Here is a 22,275-nt window from a genome sequence, read left to right as displayed (position 1 = left end):
CGGCTTAGTGCTTGGAGTGTAGGGTGTTTCGCGCCTGGGCGACAAGCGCCTCCAGCATGAGACCGCCATTGAACGGGTGATCTGCCGTGCGCGCGGCCTTGGACAGCGCCCGCGACCAGCGCGTGAGCGCGCCCAGGGGCGGCGCCTTGGGCAAGTCAGCCTGCGCAAAGTAGCGGGGCGCAGCGCCCACGCTGGCGGCCAGCAGGTCGTGGCAGAGCTTTTGCAGCGCGTCGATCACCTGGGCCGGAGCCCAGTCGCCCAAGGCCGTCACGTCGCCCCGCGCCACGGCCTGTGGCAGGGCGCCCCAAGCCTGCGGACTGCGGCCCGACTGGGCCAGCGCCAGTGCATCCTCCGGCCGCCCACCCGCTGCGCGCAGGAAAGACGTGGCCGCGTCCCGGGCAATCCCCTGCGCCTGGAGCCAGGTGAGCATGTCGGGCTCCGCGGGCCAGACCATGGTGTGGCCAAGGCACCGGCTGCGGATGGTGGGCAACAGCTGGTGCGCGGCCTCACTGGCCAGCACAAAACGCACGTCACCCGGTGGCTCCTCCAGTGTCTTGAGCAGCGCGTTGGCCGTGATGTGGTTCATCTGCTCGGCCGGGTACACCAGCACCGCCTTGCCTTTGCCACGCGCAGAGGTACGCTGGGAGAACTCCACCGCATCACGCATGGCCTCCACGCGGATCTCGCGGCTGGGCTTGCGCTTCTTGTCGTCGATGTCGGCCTGGGCTTTTTCCGACAAGGGCCAGCCCAGCGCCATCATTTGCACCTCGGGCATCAGCACGCACAGGTCGGCATGGGTGCGCACGTCGATGGCATGGCAGCTGCCGCAGTGGCCGCAGGCGCCCTGCTCTGTCGGCGCATCGCACAACCATGCGCGGACCAGCTCCAGGCCCAGGGCGTACTGGCCCAGGCCCGATGGCCCCTGCAACAGCCACGCATGGCCTCGCTGAGCCAGCAGGCTGGTGCGCTGTGCAGCAATCCAGGGCGCCAACGCAACGGCAGATCCGCTCATTGCGGGCCTCCCTGTGTGGCCACCATGATGGCCAGCCAGCCCTTGCGCACAAACACACTGGTGAGCTGCTGCCATACGCGATGTCTGTCTTGTGCCGCGTCCAGACGTGCAAAACGCTGGGGCGCCGCAGCGGCGCGGTCGGCGTAGCCCTGGGCTACGCGGCGGAAGAACTCGACCGGCTGGGCCTCGAAGCGGTCGGGCACCCGTGCGCCTGCCAAGCGCTCGGCCGCCACCTCGGGGGCCAGGTCAAACCATACCGTCAGGTCGGGTTCACGCATCAAATCGACGGCAGGCGCTAATCCCGTCTGCGCCAGGCGCTCCAAAGTTGATAGCACACCCAGATCAAAGCCCCGCCCCGCGCCCTGGTAGGCAAAGGTGGCGTCGGTGAACCGGTCGCACAGCACCACTTCGCCCCGCGCCAGCGCGGGTTCAACGACATTGCGCAGGTGGTCGCGACGGGCTGCAAATATCAGCAAGGACTCGGTGAGCGCGTCCATCGGGTCGTTGAGGACCATCTCGCGCAGCTTCTCGGCCAGCGGGGTGCCGCCGGGCTCGCGGCTCACGGTGACAGTACGGCCCTGGGTGCGGAAGGCCGAGGCCAGGCCTTCGATGTGCGAGGACTTGCCTGCACCGTCGATGCCTTCAAACGTGATGAACAGACCGGGTCGTGACATGGGCGCCTTGGTTCAAGAAACTGTTTACTGCTGCCCGCGCTGGTAGCGGTTGACGGCGCGGTTGTGCTCCTCCAGCGAGGCACTGAAGTGGCTGGTGCCGTCGCCCTTGGCCACAAAGTAGAGCGCGCGCGTGGCCTGCGGCTGCACTGCGGCCAGCAGCGAGGCCTTGCCGGGCATGGCGATCGGCGTGGGTGGCAGGCCCGCGCGGGTGTAAGTGTTCCAGGGGGTGTCGGTCTGCAGATCCCGTTTGCGCAGATTGCCGTCAAACTTCTCGCCCAGGCCATAAATCACCGTGGGGTCGGTCTGCAGCAGCATGCCCACGCGCAGGCGATTGGCAAACACGCCTGCAATCTGGCCCCGATCGCTGGCCTTGCCGGTTTCCTTTTCGACAATGCTGGCCAGAGTCAGCGCCTCGTCCGCCGACTTGAGCGGGGTATCAGCAGCACGCTGGGCCCAGGCCGACTCCAGATGGCGGTCCATGGCGTGCATCGCCCGGCGCAGCAAGGCAATGTCGCTGGAGCCTTTGGCGTAGGTGTAAGTGTCCGGGAAGAACCGCCCCTCGGGCGCCACGCCGGGGCGGCCCAGCTGGGCCATCAGCGCTTCGTCGGTCAGAGCGGCGGCATCGTGCTTGATCTGCTCTTCCTTGGCCAGCGCCTGGCGCACCTGGCGCCAGTTCCAGCCCTCGACCAGGGTGAGTGCGCGCAAGGCCTCTTCGCCCCGGGCCAGCTTTTGCAGCAAGCTGATGGGCGTGGTGCCGGGCGGGATTTCGTAGTTGCCCGCCTTGATGGCGCGGTCTTGCCCCGAGACGCGGAACCAGGCGTAGAGCAGACGCGCGTCCGTCTTCACCCCGGCCGCCACCACATCGCGGGCCACGCCGCGCGGCGTGGTGCCGGGCTCGATGGCCAGCTCCAGCGGCTCGGGGCCCACGTCGAGCGGCTGGTGCAGCCACCAATACGCAGCGCCGCCCAGTGCGATCCCCACCAACACGATCAAAGCCAGTAAACGTCGCACAACCCTGCTACCAATATGTATGAATCAGGGCATCATAATTCAGCGATGACCTATCACTTGAATGGCATTGCCCCCCTGTCCCACCTCGGCGTGATTCGCGTGGAAGGCGAAGACGCCGCCAAGTTTCTGCACGGCCAGCTCACCCAGGATTTCGCCCTGCTCGGCATGGACCAGGCCCGCCTCGCGGCCTTCTTGTCGGCCAAGGGCCGCATGCAGTCCAGTTTCATCGGTTTCAAGCGCAGCGCCACCGAGGTGCTTCTGGTCTGCAGCCGCGACCTGCTGCCCGCCACGCTCAAGCGCTTGTCGATGTTTGTGCTGCGCGCCAAAGCCAAGCTGACGGATGCCACAGCGGACTTTGCTCTGTATGGCGTGGCCGGAGACGCTGTCAACTCTGTAGCTGCTGGCGCCCAACCCGCCTGGACCAAGGCCGATTTTGGCGCCGCGACCGCTGTGCACCTGTACCCCGCCGACGGCACCCCGCGCGCACTGTGGGTGGCCCCCGCCACAGAGCCCGCGCCCGCAGGCCCCGCGCTGGATGCCACGCTGTGGCTCTGGAGCGAAGTCAAGAGCGGCGTAGCCACGCTGACCACGCCCGTGTTCGAGGCCTTTGTGCCCCAGATGCTCAACTACGAATCGGTGGGCGGCGTGAACTTCAAGAAAGGCTGCTACCCCGGCCAGGAAGTGGTCGCGCGCAGCCAATTCCGGGGCACGCTCAAGCGCCGCGCCTACGTGGCCCATGCGGCGGTCGAAGTGGCCGTGGGCGCCGAGGTATTCAGCACCACCGACCTGGAGCAGCCCTGCGGCACCGTGGTGCAGGTGGCCCCGGCGCCTGGCGGCGGCTTCGACACCATCGTGTCTTTGCAGATCACGGCCGCGCAGGAAGGCAGCCTGCAGGTAGGTGCTGGACAGGGCGTGGCCCTGGCACTCCAGCCCCTGCCCTACCCGCTGCTGGACGATATTTGAGCCAAACCGGGCACAGGCGCTAGTCCAGCATGCCCGAGTAGCTCTCCTTTTAATAGCAAACCATCAAAGCTTGCGGGCCATGGCGATGTGCGCAATGCCCGCCTCTTCGTACGGCTCGCCCACCACCGTGAACCCCGCGCGGCGGTAAAAGCCCTCGGCGCTGCGCTGGGCGTGCAATTGCACTTCGGCATCGCCCCGGGCACGCGCCGCGTCCACCAGCGCATCCAGCAATTGGCGGCCCCACTGCGCACCGCGCACCGACCGGTCCACCGCCATGCGGCCGATGCGGCCCACTCCGGGTGCATGCTGCAGCAGGCGGCCCGCAGCCACCGGCATGCCCAGCCGGTTGTACAGCACAGCGTGGCGCGCCGAGATGTCGTGCCTATCGGCCTCGACCTCGGCCGGAATGCCCTGCTCATGCACAAACACATCGGTGCGTACGCGGCCTGCATCGCGACCCAAGGTGTTCCAATCGCCGGTGCGCACCTCGGCCATCTCAGCGCCCGCTTCAAAACCTTCAAAGATCGCGCGCAGTGTGGGTGGCACCGGGCGCGAGGTCTGCGTGGCTGGGTCGGCAAACACATAGACCAGCTCGGCAGAAATCAGCAGCCGGTCGCCACAAAAGATGCCCGCCGTGAACAGGCACGACGAGTTGCCGATGCGCGCGCACTTCAGGCCCACGTCCAGCGTGTCGTCGAGCCGCGCTGAGGCGTGGTACTCCACCGTCGCCTTCTTCACATACATCTCGCCGCCCAGTGCCAGCATGCTCGCCTCGTACGGCAGCGCCAGCGCGCGCCAGTACTCGGACATGGCGGTATCCACGTACATCAGGTAGTGCGCGTTGAACACGATCTTTTGCATGTCCACCTCGGCCCAGCGCACGCGCAGGCGGTGGAAACAACGGAAATCACTGCGTTGCATGGGTTCGTTTACTCCAGGTGAAAAGCGAAGCGCAGCGCGCGGGCTGCGTCGGCATGGGCCTTGCGCGCTTCGGGGATGGCGCGGCCCATCTTGATGAATTCGTGGGTCACGCCCCGGTAGATGTCCAGGTCCACGGGCACGCCCGCCAGGCGCAGCTTGTCGGCATAGTCAACGCCTTCGTCCACCAGCGGGTCGCATTCGGCCAGGCCGATCCACGCGGGCGCCACGCCCTCCACGTCCGGCGCCAGCAGCGGCGCAAAACGCCAGTCCTCGCGCTCCTCGCGGGTGGTCACGTAATGGCCAAAGAACCAGCTGATGGCGGGTTCCTCCAGCACCAGGCCACGTGCAAAGGTGGCGTGCGAAGGAGTGTCCTGGTGCGCAGCGCAGCCGGGGTAGATCAGCAGTTGCAGCGCCAGCGGCAGGCCCGCATCGCGCGCCAGGATGGCGTTGACGGCGGCCAGTGTGCCGCCTGCGCTGTCGCCACCCACGGCCAGGCGCTGCGGGTCTGCGCCCAGGCTCCCAGCGTTTGCCGCGAGCCACTGCAACGCATCCCAGGCATCGTTGCTGGCGGTGGGAAAGCGGTGCTCCGGCGCTAACCGGTAGTCCAGCGACACCACCATGCAGCCAGCGAGGCGCGCCAGCTCGCGGCACAGAATGTCGTGCGTGGCGATGTTGCCAATGGTGAAGCCGCCGCCGTGCGTGTACAGCAGCACGGGCAAGCCCTTGTCGGTGCTGGGCGCGTACAGCCGTGCGGGCAGCATGGCGCCGTCGCGGGCCGGGATCTGCAGGTCCTCCACCCGCGCCAGTGCGGCCTTGGGCACCTCCAGCACATCCGCGCCCGCCTGGTAAGCGATGCGTGCCTCCTGCGGCGTGCGCGTGTGCAGCGGTGGGTGCCCCGCGCGGGCCATGCGTTCGAGCACGCTGCGCATCTGGGGGGTGAGGCGGGTGTGGTGGATGTGCAGGTCGGTCAACGGTCGGGGTCTCGGCAAAAAAGACAACGGCCCGCAAGGCGGCAGGCCGATCAGGGGGTGGGTTACTTGAAGCTCAGTCGCACGGGTGCTGCGCCGGGCAAGCCGTCGTAGGTGGCCGTCACCGACAAACCAGCCTTGGGCGGCAGCAATGCAGAGAACGAGCCCAGGCTGATCAGATCGCCCGGTTGCATGGCCAGGCCCTCCTGGGCCAAAGCGCCTGCCAGCCATACCACGGCATTGAGCGGGTGGTCCAGGATGTCGCTGCCCTTGCCGCCGCCCAGGCGCACGCCAGCCCCATCAGTCAGCGATACATCCATGTCGGCCAGCGCCTTCAGCATGGCAAAACGCTCGCCCCGGTACGCCGGCACCGCAATCGGGGCACCCGCCACCCCCAGGCGCGCGCCCACGTTGATGGCGGTCACGCCCGCGCCGTTGAGCTTGGGCGGCGCCTGCACCATCAGGTCGGGCAGCTCGATAAAGGGAATGATCTGGTCCACGGCGTCCAGCACTTCCATGGGGGTCTTGGCCTGGTTGATGGCGGCGCTTTTCACGCGCACCAGCATGTCGGCCTCGTACAAGGGGCGGGCACCGAAGGCTGCATCCACCGTGGCGCCACTGGGCAGCACCATGCCCTCGTAGAGCTTGCCCCACACAGGCTTGTCGGTGTTGAAGCGCTTTTGCACGGCAGGGTTGGTCAGGCCCGCCTTGTAGCCAATCACCTTGCCCATGCGCTGGGCCAGCAAGGCGTTAACCTTGCCGCGTGTGCAGGCGCCGTCGGCGTCCGTCAGGTTCTCGGGGTTGGCGGCTGGCGTCTTGGCCACATAGTTGGCCACCAGGTCGGCGGCCTGCGCGTCGGTGAGGCACTGGGCCTGGGCGCTTGTTGTCACAGATGCGACGGCTACCAGGGTCGCCATCAGGGTTTGCTTCGTTTTCACGCGTGTCTCCTCCTTATAAAGTGAGCTCAGCACTCGTTCCAAGGGCTGGCGAGCTATCGTAATCGCTGGCACTCCCATTCACACACCCTGTTGCACCATGGCTTTCATCTACTACGTCACCCAGATCCAGTTTGAATTCGGCGCTGTCAAGCTGCTGAAGCAGGAATGCGAGCGTGTGGGCATCACGCGCCCGCTGATCGTGACCGACCCCGGCGTGAAGGCCGCAGGCGTGCTGCAAAAAGCGCTGGACGCCCTGCCCGGCATGACGGTGGCCGTGTTTGATCAGACCCCCTCCAACCCCACCGAAGCTGCCGTGCGCGCCGCCGTGGACATGTACAAGGCCCAGGGCTGCGACGGCCTGATCGCCGTGGGCGGGGGCTCGGCCATCGACTGCGCCAAGGGCATCGCGATTGCTGCCACGCACGAAGGGCCGCTGACGCACTACGCCACCATTGAAGGCGGCTCGCCGCGCATCACCGACCGCGCCGCGCCGCTGATCGCCGTGCCCACCACCAGCGGCACGGGCAGCGAGGTGGCGCGCGGCGCCATCATCATCGTGGACGACCACCGCAAGCTCGGTTTTCACTCATGGCATCTGGTGCCCAAGGCCGCGATCTGCGACCCGGAACTCACCCTCGGCCTGCCCCCCATGCTCACCGCCGCCACGGGCATGGACGCGATTGCGCACTGCATGGAAACCTTCATGTCCGCCGCGTTCAACCCCCCCGCCGACGGCATTGCCCTGGACGGCCTCACGCGCGGCTGGGCGCACATCGAGCAGGCCACCAAAACCGGCAGCGACCGCGACGCGCGCCTGCACATGATGAGCGCCAGCATGCAGGGCGCCATGGCCTTCCAGAAGGGCCTGGGTGCCGTGCACTCGCTCAGCCACAGCCTGGGCGGCGTGAACCCGCGCCTGCACCATGGCACCCTCAACGCCATGTTCTTGCCCGCCGTGATCCGCTTCAACGCGCGGGCGGAATCGGTGCAGAAGGAAAAGCGCCTGGAGCGCATGGCCCACGCCATGGCCGTGGCCTCGGCAGGCGACATCCCCGAAGCCATCCGCGACATGAACGCCCGCCTGGGCCTGCCCACGGGCTTGGCCGCCATGGGCGTGACCGAAAGCATGTTCGACGACATCATCAAGGGTGCGATGGCCGACCACTGCCACAAGACCAACCCCCGCGTGGCCACGCCCGAGGAATACCGCGACATGCTGATGCAGTCACTGTGACCCACCGCCAGCGCCGCCACCGCTTGCTACCGCACGAGGCTGTGGCGGCGCAGCCATGTGCGCCCTCGGAAGTCCTGTCGCGGACCCTCGGATTGCGGCGGAGCTTACAAAACGTCACACATTCGCCACAACCCGCAAGTTGGGCTGTGCAAAAACCGACTCACAACTTCTCACAAGATAGACTTCCCGCTGTCAACAATTAATTAACCATTCATTACCCTGGGGTTGTGGGGGAGGACCACCGTCAATGCGCACCGGAAATCTCACCACCTGGCTTCTGCGGGGCACCTACCCCCGGCTGTATGTGCCCATTGTGGCGATCATCCTGCTGGTCACCGGGGTGCGCTACCACTATCTGCTGGCCGCAGAAACCGACGAAGCACTGCGCCAAGGCTCCACCGAACTGCGGCGCGCCAGCGACCCTTTGCTGCTGCGCCTGGCCGCCGTGCCCACGCCAGATGCCGACATCGTGATCCGCGTCCTGACCGAGGGGCTGGCGCAAGCGGCTCCTGGCGTTGCGTCCATCAAATGGCAAGCCGCAGACCAGCCCACCATTGAGGTCACCGCCCCACCCTACCCCGCCGTCGCTCCGAAGTGGTTCGCCGACTGGCTGGACCTTTCCGCTCCCGTGCAGCAGTCTGGCCTGGCGCTGGCGGACGGCACATCGGGGCGGCTGACGGTCACGGCACACCCGCAGCCGCTGGTGGACCAGGTGTGGGCCACGGTGCTGGTGCAGGCGCGCATCTCGGCGCTCAACATCTTCACCATCCTGTTTCTGCTGACGTTGTTGCTGCGCGCCAATGCCCGCATGTTGCAGCGGTTGGCCCAGGCCACCGATGCGTTTCGCCAGGGCTACCTGAGCACCCGCATGGAGGTCACGGGCACGCTCGAATCCCGTGCCATGGCCGAGACCTTCAATGACATGGCGGGCAAGGTGCAGTCCCTGGTGTTGTCACTTCACGAAACGCAGCGCCAGCAAAGCGAGCAACTGCACTTCACCCGCCAGCTGATCGATGCCCTGCCCCTGCCGGTGTTTGTGCGCCATGCCGACGGCACCTACCTGGACGCCAACCGCGCATGGCAACGCCTGTTCCAGTCCCAGTCTGGTGCTGATGGCGCCGCAGGCGCCAGCCTGCCCGCCGAACTCGCGCCTGAGCGGTCTGCCCGCATTGCCAGCGCACACAACAACGAAATCCGCATCCACCCACCCCACCAGCCCCCGCTGGACATGGCCTACTACGAAGCGCCGTTCACCAGCACCAACGGTGAACTGGCCGGGACCATCGGCACGCTGGTGGACGTGACCGAGCGCAAGCGAGCCCAGGAGGCTCTGCGCAACGAAAAAGAGCGTGCCGAGGTCACCCTGGCCTCCATCGGCGACGGGGTCATCACCACCGACCTGGTTGGGAGCATAGAGACCATCAACGAGGCAGCACAGCTCATGACCGGATTCACGGCGGAACAGGCGCTGGGCCGGCAGCTGGACGACGTGTTTCGGCTTTATGAAGAGCCTGCCAGCCGCACCGCCAGCGTAGCCGCCGAACGCGACACGCTGCCGGGCATGTTGCAGCAAGCCACCTACGAGGTGCTGATCCACCGCTCGGGCGAGCGCTACGCGATCGAGTACACGGCGGCCGCCATCCGCGAAGGCAACGGCCACGCCGTGGGCTGCGTACTGGTGTTTCGAGACGTGACCGAAACGCGCGACCTCCGCCACCAGATCTCCTGGCACGCCCGCCACGATGCACTGACTGGGCTCTATAACCGCACTGCCCTGGCGGAGAAGCTCACCCACGCCCTGTTTGTGGCCCGCAACAAGCAGCTGCTGCTGGCGGTATGCATGCTGGACCTGGACCACTTCCAGGCGGTGAACGACACTTTCGGCCAGCGCGTGGGTGACCGCCTGCTCAAGGAGGTGGCCCGGCGCCTGGGTGCCTTCATCACCGCCCACGAAGCAGTGGCCCGTATGGGTGGAGACGAGTTTGTGCTGCTGCTGGGCGAACAGCCCGATGTGCCCGCCATCGAGGCACGCCTGGCCGTGCTGATACAGCAACTGGCCGCACCCTACGCGATTGACGACCGCATGGTGAACATCACCGTCAGCATTGGCGTGGCGGTGTTTCCGCAAGACGACGCCAACCCCGACACCCTTCTGCGCCACGCCGACCAAGCGATGTGCCAGGCCAAAAGCTTCGGGCGCAGCCAGCTGCACGTGTTTGACGTGCAGCGCGACCACGCTGTGCAGACTCAGCACACCCGCCAGACCCGGGTGGCCCGCGCCCTGCACGCGGGCGAGCTGGTGCTGCACTACCAGCCCAAGGTCAACCTGCGCACGGGCGAGATCATCGGGATGGAAGCCCTGCTGCGCTGGCAACACCCGCAGGAAGGGCTGCTGGGCCCCCAGCATGTGCTGCCCCTGGTGGAAGACACCGAACTCGTGGTCGAGCTAGGCGAATGGGTGCTGCGCCAGGCCCTGGCGCAGATGCGGCAATGGACCGATGCGGGCATGACCTGGGAGGTCAGCGTCAACATCGCGGCGGCCCACTTTCACCGCCCGAACTTCGTGCAACGTCTCAAGGACATCCTGCACACCTGCCCCGAGGTGTCCCCCATGCGGCTGGAGCTGGAGATTCTGGAATCGGCCGCGCTCGAAGACATGCAGTACATGCGCCGCATGATGCAAAGCTGCCAGGCCCTGGGCGTGCGTTTTGCACTGGACGACTTTGGCACCGGCTTTTCGTCCCTGTCCTACCTCAAGCGCCTGCCCGCCGAGACGATCAAGATTGACCAGTCGTTCGTGCGCGGCATTCTGGAAGATGGTGACGACCTCACGCTCGTCCAAGCCATCGTGGCATTGGCAGCTGCTTTCCACCGCCATGTGGTGGCTGAAGGGGTCGAAACCGCCGAGCACAGCGCCAAGCTGCTGGAGCTAGGCTGCGAACGCGCGCAGGGTTACGGCATTGCCCGGCCCATGCCTGCGGCCGATGTGCTGTCTTGGGCCCGGGACCACGCAGCACGCCATGCCGCCCGGGCTGTGCAGGAGGCTGCACGTCGCCCTGCCTCGGCCTGATATTCCTGCCGCCAGCGCAGGAGCGCCCACGGCACACGCGCTTTGAGGGTCTACAGCGGATGCACCGCCCCCATGTCGGGGCGTTCGAGCCATTGGCGCCACTCATCCACCAGCTGCTGACTGGCCCGCGTGGCCGCCAGCCACGCCTGGGCCCGGGCACGGCTGTCGATGCCATAGTGGGTAAAGTCGTTGCGGTCGGGTAGCTTGGCATTGGGCAATCGGCGCACCCAGTCGGGGTCGGGCGAGAGCACCACCATGTTGTCCAGCGCGGGCGTGGACTTGTGCCGCCACTTCAGCCCTTTGTCCAGCCAGCCTGGCACCACGCGGTGCTGAAAGTGGGGGTACAGCACGATGCCCCCAGAACCAGCGCACAGCCCGGTGCCCATAATTTTTGAGCCATTTTCGATTGAAGCGCTAGTGCCACATGCTTGAGACGCTATCAATTTAGAAGCACCTCCACTCTGCTGGCCATAGGCAAGATGCAAGTGGTAGTCGGTGATGCCGCCGTCCCAGTACGCCCCCCGGGGTGCTCCCGGGATGTTGTGCACCGCCTGCAACACAAACGGGATTGAACAACTGGCCTGCAGCGCCTGCATGAAGTTGTGCACGTTCAGGCCCACCTGCCGGGTACGGTAGTCAGTCGTGGCAAATGGCAATGCCGCACCCGACGAGGAAAACACCACCCGCTCCAGCCACGCTCCCAACGCCTTGCGGTGCACGGTGTTGGCCACAAACGCACCCAGATACCCCAGCGGCGTGCCCAGGGCATGCTCGCGCCCCAGCACATGGCGGCCCCGGGATGTGACGATGTGCAGATGGTAGCGGGGGTGGCTGAGCACTTCCTGCACTCGCCCGCCGTAGAAGGCCTCCAGGTTCTGGCCAAACCGCTCGCTCACATGCGCTGCCGTGGGGCGCTTTTTGCCGGGCGGCAACTCGTAGTCCTGGTGGATGTAGTCGTGCTCCAGCCGCTCAAATGCGGCCACCGAACCGTCGAGGCAGGCCGTGGCCATGCGCCAGGCACCAATCGATGCGCCCACCAGATGCACGGGCTGGCTGGACTGCGGCAGCCACTCGCCAAAAATGAAACGGTCCATTGGCCCCAGGATCAACCCCTTGGGCCCGCCAGCAGCCGCCGGGATCACGCCCACGTCGGCGGGCTGCAGGCCCTGTTGTTCCAGGTGTTGGCGGGCTCGGGGGCCAGCATGGATGCGCAGTGCTTTCATGGGGTGGATTGTCGCAAAGCCCGTGCACAACAGCAGTCAGGCAGGCTTCTGCAATTGCTTCGCCAAAACGCCAACCAGTTGCACACGTTTAGCCAAGTCCAGACATGAGAATCTGCCAACAGTACGCAAGGCAATTACATGCCAAACACCGCTTTTGCTCTGTTCCGTATGGGCTTCTCCAAATATTTATCACTCAGCAAAGCCAGTGCAGCAGCAAGCGCCAAAACCAACAAGATCAACCCCAACCGGGAACCAAGGCTCCAGGATAAAGGATCACCCCAACCGATTCTTGGAAAAATCACCCATGCCATTCCAAAAAAAATAACTGGGTGAATGAGGTAAAGACCGTAAGTGGCATCGCCCAAAAATTCAGCGGCTTTTGCGAATCTATTTTTTAGCCTCAGACCAGTAGCGATCCAGACAAGAAAAAAGCACACACAGAATCCGACAACACCCCTCACGCCAAGCAACTCGTCTCCGGCATTTACAGGATTAATTGCAGCAATTGCCAAAAATCCGAAGGCGACCAACGCCAACCCAATCCGATTGGGCAGCGAAGGAAACATTTCTTTCCTCCGTAAATATCCAATCAAGCACCCACCAAAAAAATATACAACAAAGGCTTGCGGCTGGTGAAGTTCAATATTGTTTCCCAGATAGCCACCTGGTGAACCGATGGTGCTGGTGACCCACCACACCTGCACAACAAGCAAAATAAAAAACACCACAAAAAACCAATTTTTTCTTAGAACACAAAATCCCAAGGCGGGAAATATCAAATAATATATTGCCTCAATGCCCAGAGACCACCCACCAACGAGCATCGAGCTAGCAGCAGGATCAAAAAAACCAAAAACAAAAAATCCATTTAGAAAAAACTTTTTTAACAACGCAATTGTTGCACCCTCTTTGATTATTTTCCATGGTAAGACCAGCAGCATCAGCAAAACATAAAGTGGAGCCAATCTAAAATAGCGCAACAGGAGAAATTTCTTAAAGCTAAAACTTCCTTCTTCGAGATATCCACCGTAGGTGTACATCAAGCTAGCACCGGAGAGCACAAAAAAAAGATAAACACCATAGCTGCCAAACGAATAAAAATATCCAAGATCCAACCACATCGACAGATGGTAGCCACCAACTGCCAATGCGCAGAGGCCACGAAGAAGGTCCCAGCCCAAAATTCTATTCATAGTTTTTGTTATCAAATTACAAGGACTGGAAGAAACCACTCAAATCATCGAGAAAATTCCACGACACTCAAGCAGCGAAAAATGCAACCCATTCACTTGCGTCGTTCGATATTCAGGAGAATGCGAATCTGGTGTTTATATAAAGCCAAAATAAGGGATGCAACGTTAAGCACGGCCACCCAGATTCCCAAGACAGGTGTTCAACGAAGTAACCAGAAAGGAATGCGAGCGGCCTGGACCTGAGCACCAAGAAATCAGACTACAAAATCCGCCGCCTCCGGCCGGGCGGTCCAGTCGATGGGGTCTTGCTGCAACACCATGTCGATGTCGAGCCCCAGAGCCAGCCCCACTTCTCCAGGGAAGGACACTGCCAACTCCTTTTCGCTCAGCTCCGCCTCGCGGGCACGGGCGCGCCAGGCGGCGAGATGGATGACACCCGCCAGGGGTTCGTAGACCTTGTTGTCAAAGGGTGCGTGCTGGTGCTGCAAGGCATCCACCACCACCTCCGGCAGTTGCCAGCGGCGCGCGCAGCCGGCCGTCACCTGGCCATAGCTGTAGCCAAATATGCGCTGCTCAATCTTGTCGCGGCGCAGGTCAAACGGCGCCACCAGGGTGTTGACCGACTGGGCCTTCTCGGGGTCGGCCAAGTGGATCACCAGCTCCCCCAGTGCATGCAGCAAGCCTGCCGTGTAGGCCGCGATCTGGTTGTGGTGGACGATGCCCGCCAGCGAGCGGGCGAGCTTGGCGGTATTGAGGCTGTAGCGCCAGAACTGCTGCATGTTCACCCCAGGCACCGAGCGGGACGTGGTGCCCAGCGGTGCCGAGCTGACCAACGTGCGCAGTTGCGCCGTGCCCAGGAGCGCCAGCGCCTCGGGGATGCCCGCGATCTGCCCGGGAAGCTGAAAGGTGGGGGAATTGGCCAACTCCAACAGGCGTGCAGCCAAGGCCGGGTCGGTGCCAAACAGCTGATTCAGCCGCCGCAGGCTGGGCTCGGTGTGGGCCAGCTCGCTCATCAACAGCGCCACAGCGCGTGGAAGGCTGGGCAGCGCCACAGGTTGGGCCAGCAGTGCGTTCAACTCCATGGGGTACGGCGCCGGTGGTTGGTTCAGGTGCTGACGATTATGGGCCCCTGCGCGGCCAAAACACCACCAGCGCCGGGGCGGGTTGCGTCAGCGGCCCTTGACCTGTTGCAACTTCGCAAACGCCGAGGCCATGGCCGACTGCTGAGCGGGCTCAGGCCCCCGACGCTGGGGCTGCGCGTAGCCCCGGCCAGCCCCCTCAAAGCGGTTGTCGCGCGGCGCACCGCGGTCACCGCCCTGGCGCGGCGGCGCAGCGTCCAGCTTCATCGACAGGCCAATGCGCTTGCGCTCCACATCCACTTCCATGACCTTGACCTTGACGATGTCGCCGGTCTTGACCACTTCGCGGGCGTCGTTCACAAACTTGTGCGCCAGCTGGCTCACGTGCACCAGGCCGTCCTGGTGTACCCCGAGGTCGATGAAGGCGCCAAACTGGGCCACGTTGCTCACGGTGCCTTCAAGGATCATGCCCTCCTTGAGGTCCTTGATGTCTTCCACACCGTCGTTGAAACGCGCCACCTTGAAGTCCGGGCGCGGGTCGCGGCCGGGCTTTTCCAGCTCGGCCAGGATGTCCTTGACGGTGATCACGCCAAACTTCTCGTTGGCGAACAGCTCGGGCTTGAGGGTCTTGAGCATGTCGGAGCGGCCCATGATCTCGGCCACCGGCTTGCCGGTCTTTGCCATGATCTGCTCGACCACGGGATAGGTCTCGGGGTGCACGCCGGTCATGTCCAGGGGGTTGTCGCCGCCCCGGATACGCAGAAAGCCCGCACTCTGCTCAAACGTCTTGGCGCCCAGTCCCGCCACATCCATGAGCTGCTTGCGACTCTTGAACGCGCCATTGGCCTCGCGCCAGCGCACCACGGCCTTGGCCACACTGCCCGACAAGCCCGACACGCGGCTGAGCAAAGGCACGCTGGCAGTATTCAGATCCACACCCACCGAGTTCACGCAGTCTTCCACCACCGTGCCCAGGGTTCGCGCCAGCTCGCTCTGGTTCACGTCATGCTGGTACTGGCCCACGCCGATGCTCTTGGGGTCGATCTTCACCAGCTCGGCCAAAGGGTCCTGCAGACGGCGTGCGATGGATGCCGCACCACGCAGGCTCACGTCCACATCGGGCATCTCTTGGCTGGCGTATTCGCTGGCGGAGTAAACCGAGGCGCCCGCCTCGCTCACCACCACCTTTTCAATGGCGCGGTCGGCTTTGGCGGCCATCTTGATGAGGTCGGCGGCCAGCTTGTCGGTCTCGCGGCTGGCCGTGCCGTTGCCAATGGCAATCAGGTTCACGCCATGTTTCTCTGCGAGCTTGGCCAGGGTGAACAGCGAGCCGTCCCAGTCGCGCTTGGGCTCGTGCGGGTACACCGTGGCGGTCTCCACCAGCTTGCCCGTGGCATCCACCACGGCTACCTTCACGCCGGTGCGGATGCCTGGGTCCAGGCCCATCACCACGCGCGGACCGGCGGGGGCTGCGAGCAGCAGGTCGCGCAGGTTGTCGGCAAACACCTTGATGGCCACCTTCTCGGCCTCATCGCGCAAGCGGGCGAACAGGTCGCGCTCGGTCGAGAGGCTGAGCTTCACGCGCCAGGTCCAGGCCACGCACTTGCGGATCAGGTCATCGGCCTTGCGGCCCTGGTGGCTCCAGCCCAGGTGCAGGGCGATCTTGCCTTCGGCGATGCTGGGCTTGCCGGGTTCGGGCTCCACCGGCAATACCAGCTTGGCTTCCAGAATTTCGAGTCCGCGCCCGCGAAACACAGCCAGCGCGCGGTGCGAGGGCACGCGGCCGATGGGTTCGTCGTAGTCGAAGTAGTCGCGGAACTTGGAGACCTCGGGGTCGTTCTCGTTCTTGCTGTCCACCTTCTTGCTGCGCAGCAGGCCTTCGGCCCACAGCCACTCCCGCAGGTTCTGCACCAGCGCCGTGTCTTCGGCCCAGCGCTCGGAGAGGATGTCGCGCACACCATCCAGCACAGCGGGCACGGTAGAGAAATCGGCACCGGGCTTGCCGTCATCCAGCACTTCGGGTGGCTTGGTGAACGCCGCAGCTTCGACGGCGGGGTCCAGTGTGGGATCGGCAAACAGCTTGTCGGCCAGCGGTTCGATGCCGAACTCGCGGGCGATCTGGCCCTTGGTGCGGCGCTTTTGCTTGAACGGCAGATAGATATCTTCCAGCTCCTGCTTCGTTGGGGCAGCAGCAATGGCGGCACGCAACGCGTCTGTCAGCTTGCCCTGCTCGTCAATGCTCTTGAGCACCGCAGCGCGGCGGTCGTCCAGCTCACGCAGATACGACAGGCGGGCCTCCAGCTCGCGCAGCTGGATATCGTCCAGCCCGCCCGTCACCTCCTTGCGGTAGCGCGCAATGAAGGGCACCGTGGCACCACCATCCAGCAGCTCCACCGCTGCGCGCACCTGTTGTTCACTGACTTTGATTTCTGCGGCCAACTGCCGAACGATCTGCTGCATGTGTGGGGCGGACTCTCTGAGACTCGGTCAAACAAAAAAGCGAAGCGCGCGAGTTTGCCACAGGCAGTTTGGCAGGCCCACAGCCATCCGACGACCCGCAGCACGATTGTTCCCAATACTGGAACAGTTAGTTCGCGACTGAGTGGTTTTTCTCTGAACACCATCGGCGTACAGTTCATCCCATCGATGAGCCGAACCCGCAAGGCGACTCACCGAACCCGGTTCAGGAATGGTTTTTGAACCGGCTTTTTTGAGACGCTTTTTAACTTTCAAGGATTTTCATCATGAACAAGACCGCCCGTTTCCTCTCCGTCGCCGCCGTTGCCGCCTTCGCCGCTTTTGGCGCCCATGCTGACGAAGCCGATGGCTCGCAATTCGCCCTCAAGTTCGACACGAACCGCACCCGCGCTGAAGTGGCTGCTGAAGCCGCTACCGTGGCACAAACACGCTCCATCGAGCCCGCAGGTTCGCGCGTGGTGACCTACAAGTCCACCGCTGACCGCGCTGCCGTGCGTGCCCAGGCTGCCGAAGCCGTGCGCACCGGCCAGATCCCTTCGGGCGAATTCAGCGCCATGTAATTTGGCAGACCAACTGCTTGGGTTGGTTTGAAGCAGTTGCGGGACTTCTCATGGTGGTGGCACTTTGCATTTGCGGGTGCTGCTGTCATGGGGAGTGTTAACTGAACCGCAGGGGCGGGCAGGCAAAAAGGGCTCCCTTTGGGAGCCCTTTTTGTTTGGGGCCACGCGGCTATACCAGCGGCTGCGTGCAAGGCGCTTTCAGCCCTTCATAAAATGAAGGACCATTCGCCACCGCTCCATGTCCCTCCCACCCTTCCCCATTCGTGCCGAATGCCCCCCGGGCACCTGTGTGTGCGACCGGGATGCACTGCTTCAGGCGCCAGGTGGCGACCTGCGCATCCTGATGCTCACGCGAGCCGAAGAAAAGAAGATGCTGGAGCGCCTGGAAAACCTGGGCAGCCTGGCCGACCTGCGCAGGATGCAGGAACGCATGGAGCAGCAGCTGGGCATCCGCCTGTCCATCACACAAAGCCCGCACGAGGTGCGCAGCCTGCGGGGCATTGCGATCCTCGTGCACGAACAGCCAGGCCTCTGCCGCAAGACACGGCAGGCCATTCCAGCTGCCATCAAGAAGAGCATGGACGCCCAACCCCAGATCACGTTTGACCTGCTGGACGAGAGCGGGCTGTTTGGCGGCTACTAGCGCCCCCCTGCCCTGCCGCACTGCTCCAAGCCGTTCCAACACAGCGCATGCAAGACGATCTTTTTGGCGACACGCTGCCCAAGCCCCCATCGGCGGATGTGGCGGCCACCGTACGATCTGTTCCCTCATCTACGCGAAACGCTGAGCCCGCCGCGCGGCGCACCCGGTCTGGCACGGTGGCACCCATTGTTCCGGACGATGCGTTGAAAGCCCTGGCCGCTGCTCTGCCCCCAAGGCTGCGCCTGGGTACCTCGTCGTGGACCTATCCCGGCTGGAAAGGACTGGTGTGGGAGGGCGAGCATTCCGACACACAGCTGTCCAAACAGGGGCTGGCCGTGTATGCCCAGCACCCGCTGATGCGCACGGTGAGTATCGACCGCAGCTTCTACCGGCCGCTGACGGTAAGCCAGTACGAGCGCTATGCGTCGCAAGTGCCCGACGACTTCCGGTTTGTGGTCAAGGCGCCCAGTGTGGTGACGGATGCGCTGGTGCGCAGCGAAGACGGCCGGGGCCGTGAGCCCAACCCGGCGTTTCTGAGCCCTGAGCTGGCCTGCAGCGAATGTGTGGAGCCCGCACTGCAGGGCCTGGGCCACAAGCTCGGTGCGCTGGTGTTCCAGCTCAGCCCCCTGCCGCTGACACAGCTTGACCGCCTGCCCACCTTGCTGGATCGCCTGCGCGCCATGCTACTCGCCCTGCCCCCTTTGGCACCGCTGGCACCCGACGGCGTGATTGCCGTAGAGGTGCGCGACCCCGAGTGGCTGACACCCGACTTTGCGGCCGTGCTGCGTGAAGCGGGCGCCACCTATTGCTTGGGGCTGCATGCCAAGATGCCCCCGCTCCAGGTCCAGTTGCCCATGCTGCGTGCGCTGTGGCCTGGCCCGCTGGTGTGCCGCTGGAACCTCAACCCTGTGCACGGCCCCTATGGCTACGAAGACGCTGAGCGGATGTACGAGCCCTACAACCAACTGCACCACCCGGATCTGGACACCCGTGCGGCGCTGGCAGCGGTGATCGCGGGCATCACGGGCCGAGGACAGAACGCCTTCTTAACCATCAGCAACCATGCTGAAGGCTGCGCGCCGCTCACGGTGCGAGGCTTGGCGGAAGAAATCGCTAAGCAGGCGACGGTGTAAAACCCGCCACCGGAACTACAACTCCAGCACCTGCTCAATGCGGTTGCGCCCGCCTTGCTTGGCGCGGTACATCGCGCGGTCTGCGCGCCGCACCAGTTCTTCGGCCAGTTGCTCACGCTGCGGCGCCATGGTGGCCACACCGAAGCTCACCGTCACGATGCCCCATGGAGCGCCCTCGTGCGGCAGCGCTAGCGCATGGATGGCCTGCTGAATGTGTTGGGCCATCTGCAGCGCTGCGGATGCATCGGCACCAGGCAGCAGCACCACAAACTCCTCACCACCAAAACGAGCCACCACGTCGCCATCACGGCGCCCACCGGTTTGGGCCAGGGTCAAGGCCAAGGACTTGAGGCAAGCGTCGCCCGCCAGATGGCCGTAGTGGTCATTGAAGTGCTTGAACACGTCCACGTCCAGCATGATCAAGGACACCGGAGAATGAGCCCGCTGAGCGCGCGCCCATTCGTGCGCCAGGGTCTGATCGAAGTGGCGGCGGTTGGCAATGCCCGTGAGGCCATCGGTGTTGCTGAGCAGTTGCAGCTGGTTGTTGGCCTGGGCCAGTGCATGGGTGCGTTCATCCACCAGCGCCTGCAGCTCCTGGTTGCGCTGCTGCAGACGGCTGACGGGGTACACCTCGCCGTCGCGCGCCAGTCCGTACGGGATGGAGATGCCGCTGTGCGCAATCTTCCAGTCTTCGGCCTCCTGCCGGAACACCAGCACCAGGCGCGCAGTCTCTCGGGCAAACAGCGGGTCGGAGTTGGGCAGGTGGATGTGAAAGAACGCCGTGACCGCCAGCACATCCACCCCCAGCTCCTGCGGGAAGAGGTCGAGCACCTCGATCTCGATGCGGCCGGGCACCTGCGCAAAATCGAGCAGTGTCACGTCCACCCACTCGTTGCGGGTCTTGATGAGCTTGTCGCTACTGCCGGCAAACCCGCTGAAATTCTCGCTGAACCGCTCCAGCAACCGTACATCGCGCCCGGCATACATCTCGATGTACTCGTCGAACAGCATGCGGATGAGCCGTTGGCGTTCTGGTGACATGCGACGGTTCCTTGGCGGGGACGGAAGGTGCGGGTACGACGGCCTGACAACGCTGTGCAAAAGCGCTGCGCCCTAGGCAGCCAGCGCCGCAGTCAAATGTAACACTTGCAACACTGCCTGGGCCACCGCCGCGTGCCACATTTATGTGCGGTGCCAGACAGTGCGCGCACCGCTCAGCACGCAAACTCGCACACTGTCAGCAATCACCCGCTCAGGCGCCCAGGCAGGACCGCCTGAGGCTTGATCTGGTTAGGACAGACACACCGGTGCGGCGCCGGTGTTGTGACCCACCCCGCCCTCGCGCCGCAAGGCGGAAACACCTGAAGAAGCGTATGGACAGCAAGCAAAGACCATGGGTGTGGGGCAAGGGCTTGGCGGCCCCGTGGCCGACCGCAGAACAAGTGCAGCGATGGAAGCTGTGGCTGCGCGCACTGCCAGCACAGTGGGCAGAGGGCTCCAACACACAGCGCGGCAGGGTGTGGGTGGCGTCCCCGTCACATGCCAAGCAACGCCCTGCGGAGCCCAGTGTGAGCACCTGCGTGGCGGCCATGCAGCAGATGCAGCAGGTGATAGCGCGTGAAGCCGCTGAACGCCGGGCCCTGGAGCGCACAGTGCAAGGCACCCAGGCGGCGCTGGCCCAGGCCCTGGCCGATCTGGACCGCGTGCGCAACGGCGAGCGCCAGGCGCGGCACCAGGCGCTGCACGACGAGTTGACCGACCTGCCCAACCGGCGCCATTTGCTGGAGCGCCTGGATGACCTGCTGGGCCAACGGCACCCCCTACAGCCCGGGCCGACGGTGCTGTTCATCGACCTGGACAACTTCAAGGCCGTGAACGATACACACGGCCACGGCGTGGGTGACGAGGTACTGCGCATCACAGCCGCCCGCCTGAGCGCTGCCGTGCGCCAGGGCGACCTGGTGGTGCGCCTGGGTGGCGATGAGTTTGCCTGCCTGCTGCTGGGCGTGTCGGACGCAGCGCCACTGCACCAGCTGTGCGCCAAGCTGCTGCATGCGGTGTGCTGCCCCATGAAGATAGCCCAACTGCAACTTCTGGTACGCCCCAGCATCGGGGTAGCCATCTGCCCCCAGCATGGCACGCAGGTGGACGCCCTGCTGGCCTGTGCCGACGCGGCCATGTATGCCGCCAAACGCGAGCGCTGCGGGTACGCGTTTGGGACAACGCTCAAGGCCATCAACGCCGTCAACACCAACAGCGCAGACCACTCCGAGCAGCCAGCCTGATCTGACACCTGTGGTCTGTCTTTCCGGCACGCAACAGATACTCACACACCGGTGGGTACGGTTACGAACAGACAGGCACAGCGCTGCAAGCGCACAGTGCAGACAACGGCCTCCGCCTGGGTGGCCGGGCTTTTCAAGGGACTGTTTCACCATGCGCCACCTGACATCCCACCCCACTCACCATGTGCTGCCCCGGAGCCTCTGCACGGTGCTGGTGGTGCTTACACTGCTGCCGCTGCTGGGCTGCAAGCGCAGCGACATGGTGACCCAGTGGGCGCCCGCCAGCCCCTCGCCAGTGGCTTACCTGGAAGACGGAGTGATCACCTCAAGGGTGCGGGCCGCGCTCATCCTCTCGCCAGTGGTCAACAGCTACAACATCAGCGTGGAATCGCACCAGGGCGTGGTGCTGCTCAGTGGCATGGCCGCAGACCCCACGCAGATTGACCTGGCCGTGTTTGTGGCGCAAACGGTACCCGGCGTGAATTCAGTGGACAGCTTCATGTTCTCGACCGGTGCAGCACCCGCGCTGGCGGTGCGCCAGGGCCACACCCCGGACCTGGCTGCGTTGCGCGCCAGGCAATTGCTGGATGCGCTACCCAGCCAGCTGTACCAGGAACCCCAGCCACCCCACCCCATTGCCGACGAGCCCTCGGACCCTGCTAGCGCGGTGTATGCCAGCGCCGAGCCTGTTCCCCTCGCACAGGAGCCCGACCCTGCTACCGACACCCCTGCCCAAGGCATGCCGCGCCTGAGCCGCTGGGTGCGCCTGGCCCACAGCGTACTGGGCATTGGCAGTATCCAGGACGAGCTGCAGATCAAGCGCTGACCCGTGCGGCGCGACAGGTCCCACCTGGCTTGTCGCAGCGCAAGGCCCTGACGGAGGCCAGGGC

At 64.5% G+C, this 22,275-nt stretch carries 19 protein-coding genes; 8 read left to right on the top strand and 11 right to left on the bottom strand.

The annotated features are described in order from the left end of the window. Window positions 1-4 precede the first annotated feature (4 nt). From AC1Q64_RS19675 to mltG, 3 genes are read right to left on the bottom strand one after another with little or no spacing between them, the layout of a single operon-like run. Complete coding sequence (locus AC1Q64_RS19675; protein WP_291436690.1) at window positions 5-1,012, bottom strand: DNA polymerase III delta subunit-related protein; 1,008 nt, start codon at window positions 1,010-1,012, stop codon at window positions 5-7. Beyond that, window positions 1,009-1,686 carry a dTMP kinase gene (tmk, locus tag AC1Q64_RS19670; RefSeq protein ID WP_492252499.1) on the bottom strand — a complete coding sequence of 226 codons (678 nt, stop codon included), beginning with the start codon at window positions 1,684-1,686 and terminating at the stop codon, window positions 1,009-1,011. Before tmk ends, AC1Q64_RS19675 begins: the two co-directional genes overlap by 4 nt. A 24-nt stretch (window positions 1,687-1,710) precedes the next feature. Further along, complete coding sequence (gene mltG / locus AC1Q64_RS19665) at window positions 1,711-2,697, bottom strand: endolytic transglycosylase MltG (protein WP_492252498.1); 987 nt, start codon at window positions 2,695-2,697, stop codon at window positions 1,711-1,713. Window positions 2,698-2,742: 45 nt separating this feature from the next. On the opposite strand from mltG, the gene ygfZ reads away from it, so the two are divergent. Continuing rightward, on the top strand, window positions 2,743-3,660 hold the full coding sequence (ygfZ, locus tag AC1Q64_RS19660; protein WP_291436686.1) for a CAF17-like 4Fe-4S cluster assembly/insertion protein YgfZ: 918 nt from the start codon (window positions 2,743-2,745) through the stop codon (window positions 3,658-3,660). 63 nt (window positions 3,661-3,723) lie between these two features. Here ygfZ and AC1Q64_RS19655 read toward each other — a convergent pair whose 3' ends face one another. The 3 genes from AC1Q64_RS19655 to AC1Q64_RS19645 all read right to left on the bottom strand — a co-directional run bounded on the left by AC1Q64_RS19655 (window position 3,724) and on the right by AC1Q64_RS19645 (window position 6,487). Beyond that, entirely contained in the window at window positions 3,724-4,581 is an 858-nt protein-coding gene (locus tag AC1Q64_RS19655; protein ID WP_492252497.1) for a YbgC/FadM family acyl-CoA thioesterase, read from the bottom strand. Window positions 4,582-4,589: 8 nt separating this feature from the next. Beyond that, window positions 4,590-5,552 carry an alpha/beta hydrolase gene (locus AC1Q64_RS19650; protein ID WP_492252496.1) on the bottom strand — a complete coding sequence of 321 codons (963 nt, stop codon included), beginning with the start codon at window positions 5,550-5,552 and terminating at the stop codon, window positions 4,590-4,592. 62 nt (window positions 5,553-5,614) lie between these two features. Further along, complete coding sequence (locus AC1Q64_RS19645) at window positions 5,615-6,487, bottom strand: 2-keto-4-pentenoate hydratase (protein ID WP_492252495.1); 873 nt, start codon at window positions 6,485-6,487, stop codon at window positions 5,615-5,617. Window positions 6,488-6,584: 97 nt separating this feature from the next. On the opposite strand from AC1Q64_RS19645, the gene gbd reads away from it, so the two are divergent. Together gbd and AC1Q64_RS19635 are read left to right on the top strand one after the other, a co-directional pair. Continuing rightward, entirely contained in the window at window positions 6,585-7,721 is a 1,137-nt protein-coding gene (gbd, locus tag AC1Q64_RS19640) for a 4-hydroxybutyrate dehydrogenase (RefSeq protein ID WP_492252494.1), read from the top strand. A 247-nt stretch (window positions 7,722-7,968) separates the two neighbouring features. Then, entirely contained in the window at window positions 7,969-10,791 is a 2,823-nt protein-coding gene (locus AC1Q64_RS19635) for an EAL domain-containing protein (RefSeq protein WP_492252493.1), read from the top strand. Window positions 10,792-10,841: 50 nt separating this feature from the next. Here AC1Q64_RS19635 and AC1Q64_RS19630 read toward each other — a convergent pair whose 3' ends face one another. From AC1Q64_RS19630 to AC1Q64_RS19615, 4 genes are all read right to left on the bottom strand, one after another. Then, the gene (locus tag AC1Q64_RS19630) at window positions 10,842-12,014 is read right to left on the bottom strand and encodes a patatin-like phospholipase family protein (protein ID WP_492252492.1); all 1,173 of its coding nucleotides are present in this window, start codon (window positions 12,012-12,014) and stop codon (window positions 10,842-10,844) included. A gap of 134 nt (window positions 12,015-12,148) precedes the next feature. Beyond that, complete coding sequence (locus tag AC1Q64_RS19625) at window positions 12,149-13,207, bottom strand: acyltransferase family protein (RefSeq protein ID WP_492252491.1); 1,059 nt, start codon at window positions 13,205-13,207, stop codon at window positions 12,149-12,151. A 254-nt stretch (window positions 13,208-13,461) separates the two neighbouring features. After that, entirely contained in the window at window positions 13,462-14,289 is an 828-nt protein-coding gene (locus AC1Q64_RS19620) for an HDOD domain-containing protein (RefSeq protein ID WP_291436677.1), read from the bottom strand. An 87-nt stretch (window positions 14,290-14,376) separates the two neighbouring features. Beyond that, entirely contained in the window at window positions 14,377-16,746 is a 2,370-nt protein-coding gene (locus AC1Q64_RS19615; protein ID WP_492252490.1) for a Tex family protein, read from the bottom strand. A 284-nt stretch (window positions 16,747-17,030) separates the two neighbouring features. Here AC1Q64_RS19615 and AC1Q64_RS19610 point away from each other — a divergent pair, with 284 nt between their 5' ends. From AC1Q64_RS19610 to AC1Q64_RS19600, 3 genes are all read left to right on the top strand, one after another. Further along, window positions 17,031-17,324 carry a DUF4148 domain-containing protein gene (locus AC1Q64_RS19610; protein ID WP_108498094.1) on the top strand — a complete coding sequence of 98 codons (294 nt, stop codon included), beginning with the start codon at window positions 17,031-17,033 and terminating at the stop codon, window positions 17,322-17,324. A 238-nt stretch (window positions 17,325-17,562) separates the two neighbouring features. Beyond that, window positions 17,563-17,967 carry a hypothetical protein gene (locus tag AC1Q64_RS19605; protein ID WP_291438098.1) on the top strand — a complete coding sequence of 135 codons (405 nt, stop codon included), beginning with the start codon at window positions 17,563-17,565 and terminating at the stop codon, window positions 17,965-17,967. A gap of 47 nt (window positions 17,968-18,014) precedes the next feature. Then, the gene (locus tag AC1Q64_RS19600) at window positions 18,015-19,100 is read left to right on the top strand and encodes a DUF72 domain-containing protein (RefSeq protein WP_492252489.1); all 1,086 of its coding nucleotides are present in this window, start codon (window positions 18,015-18,017) and stop codon (window positions 19,098-19,100) included. 15 nt (window positions 19,101-19,115) lie between these two features. On the opposite strand, the gene AC1Q64_RS19595 is transcribed toward AC1Q64_RS19600, so the two are convergent. Beyond that, window positions 19,116-20,141 carry a GGDEF domain-containing protein gene (locus AC1Q64_RS19595; RefSeq protein WP_492252488.1) on the bottom strand — a complete coding sequence of 342 codons (1,026 nt, stop codon included), beginning with the start codon at window positions 20,139-20,141 and terminating at the stop codon, window positions 19,116-19,118. 332 nt (window positions 20,142-20,473) lie between these two features. Between AC1Q64_RS19595 and AC1Q64_RS19590 the strand changes: the two genes are divergently transcribed. Continuing rightward, window positions 20,474-21,385 (top strand): diguanylate cyclase domain-containing protein, encoded by a 912-nt coding sequence (locus AC1Q64_RS19590; RefSeq protein ID WP_492252487.1) that lies wholly within the window; start codon window positions 20,474-20,476, stop codon window positions 21,383-21,385. 151 nt (window positions 21,386-21,536) lie between these two features. Continuing rightward, window positions 21,537-22,211 (top strand): BON domain-containing protein, encoded by a 675-nt coding sequence (locus AC1Q64_RS19585; RefSeq protein WP_492252486.1) that lies wholly within the window; start codon window positions 21,537-21,539, stop codon window positions 22,209-22,211. The last annotated feature ends 64 nt before the right edge of the window (window positions 22,212-22,275 follow it).

The sequence above is a fragment of the Acidovorax sp. GW835-FHT14G06 genome (assembly GCF_058793595.1).
The sequence above is the reverse complement of the archived record's forward strand: the minus strand, read 5'-3'. Positions and strand labels throughout refer to the sequence as shown.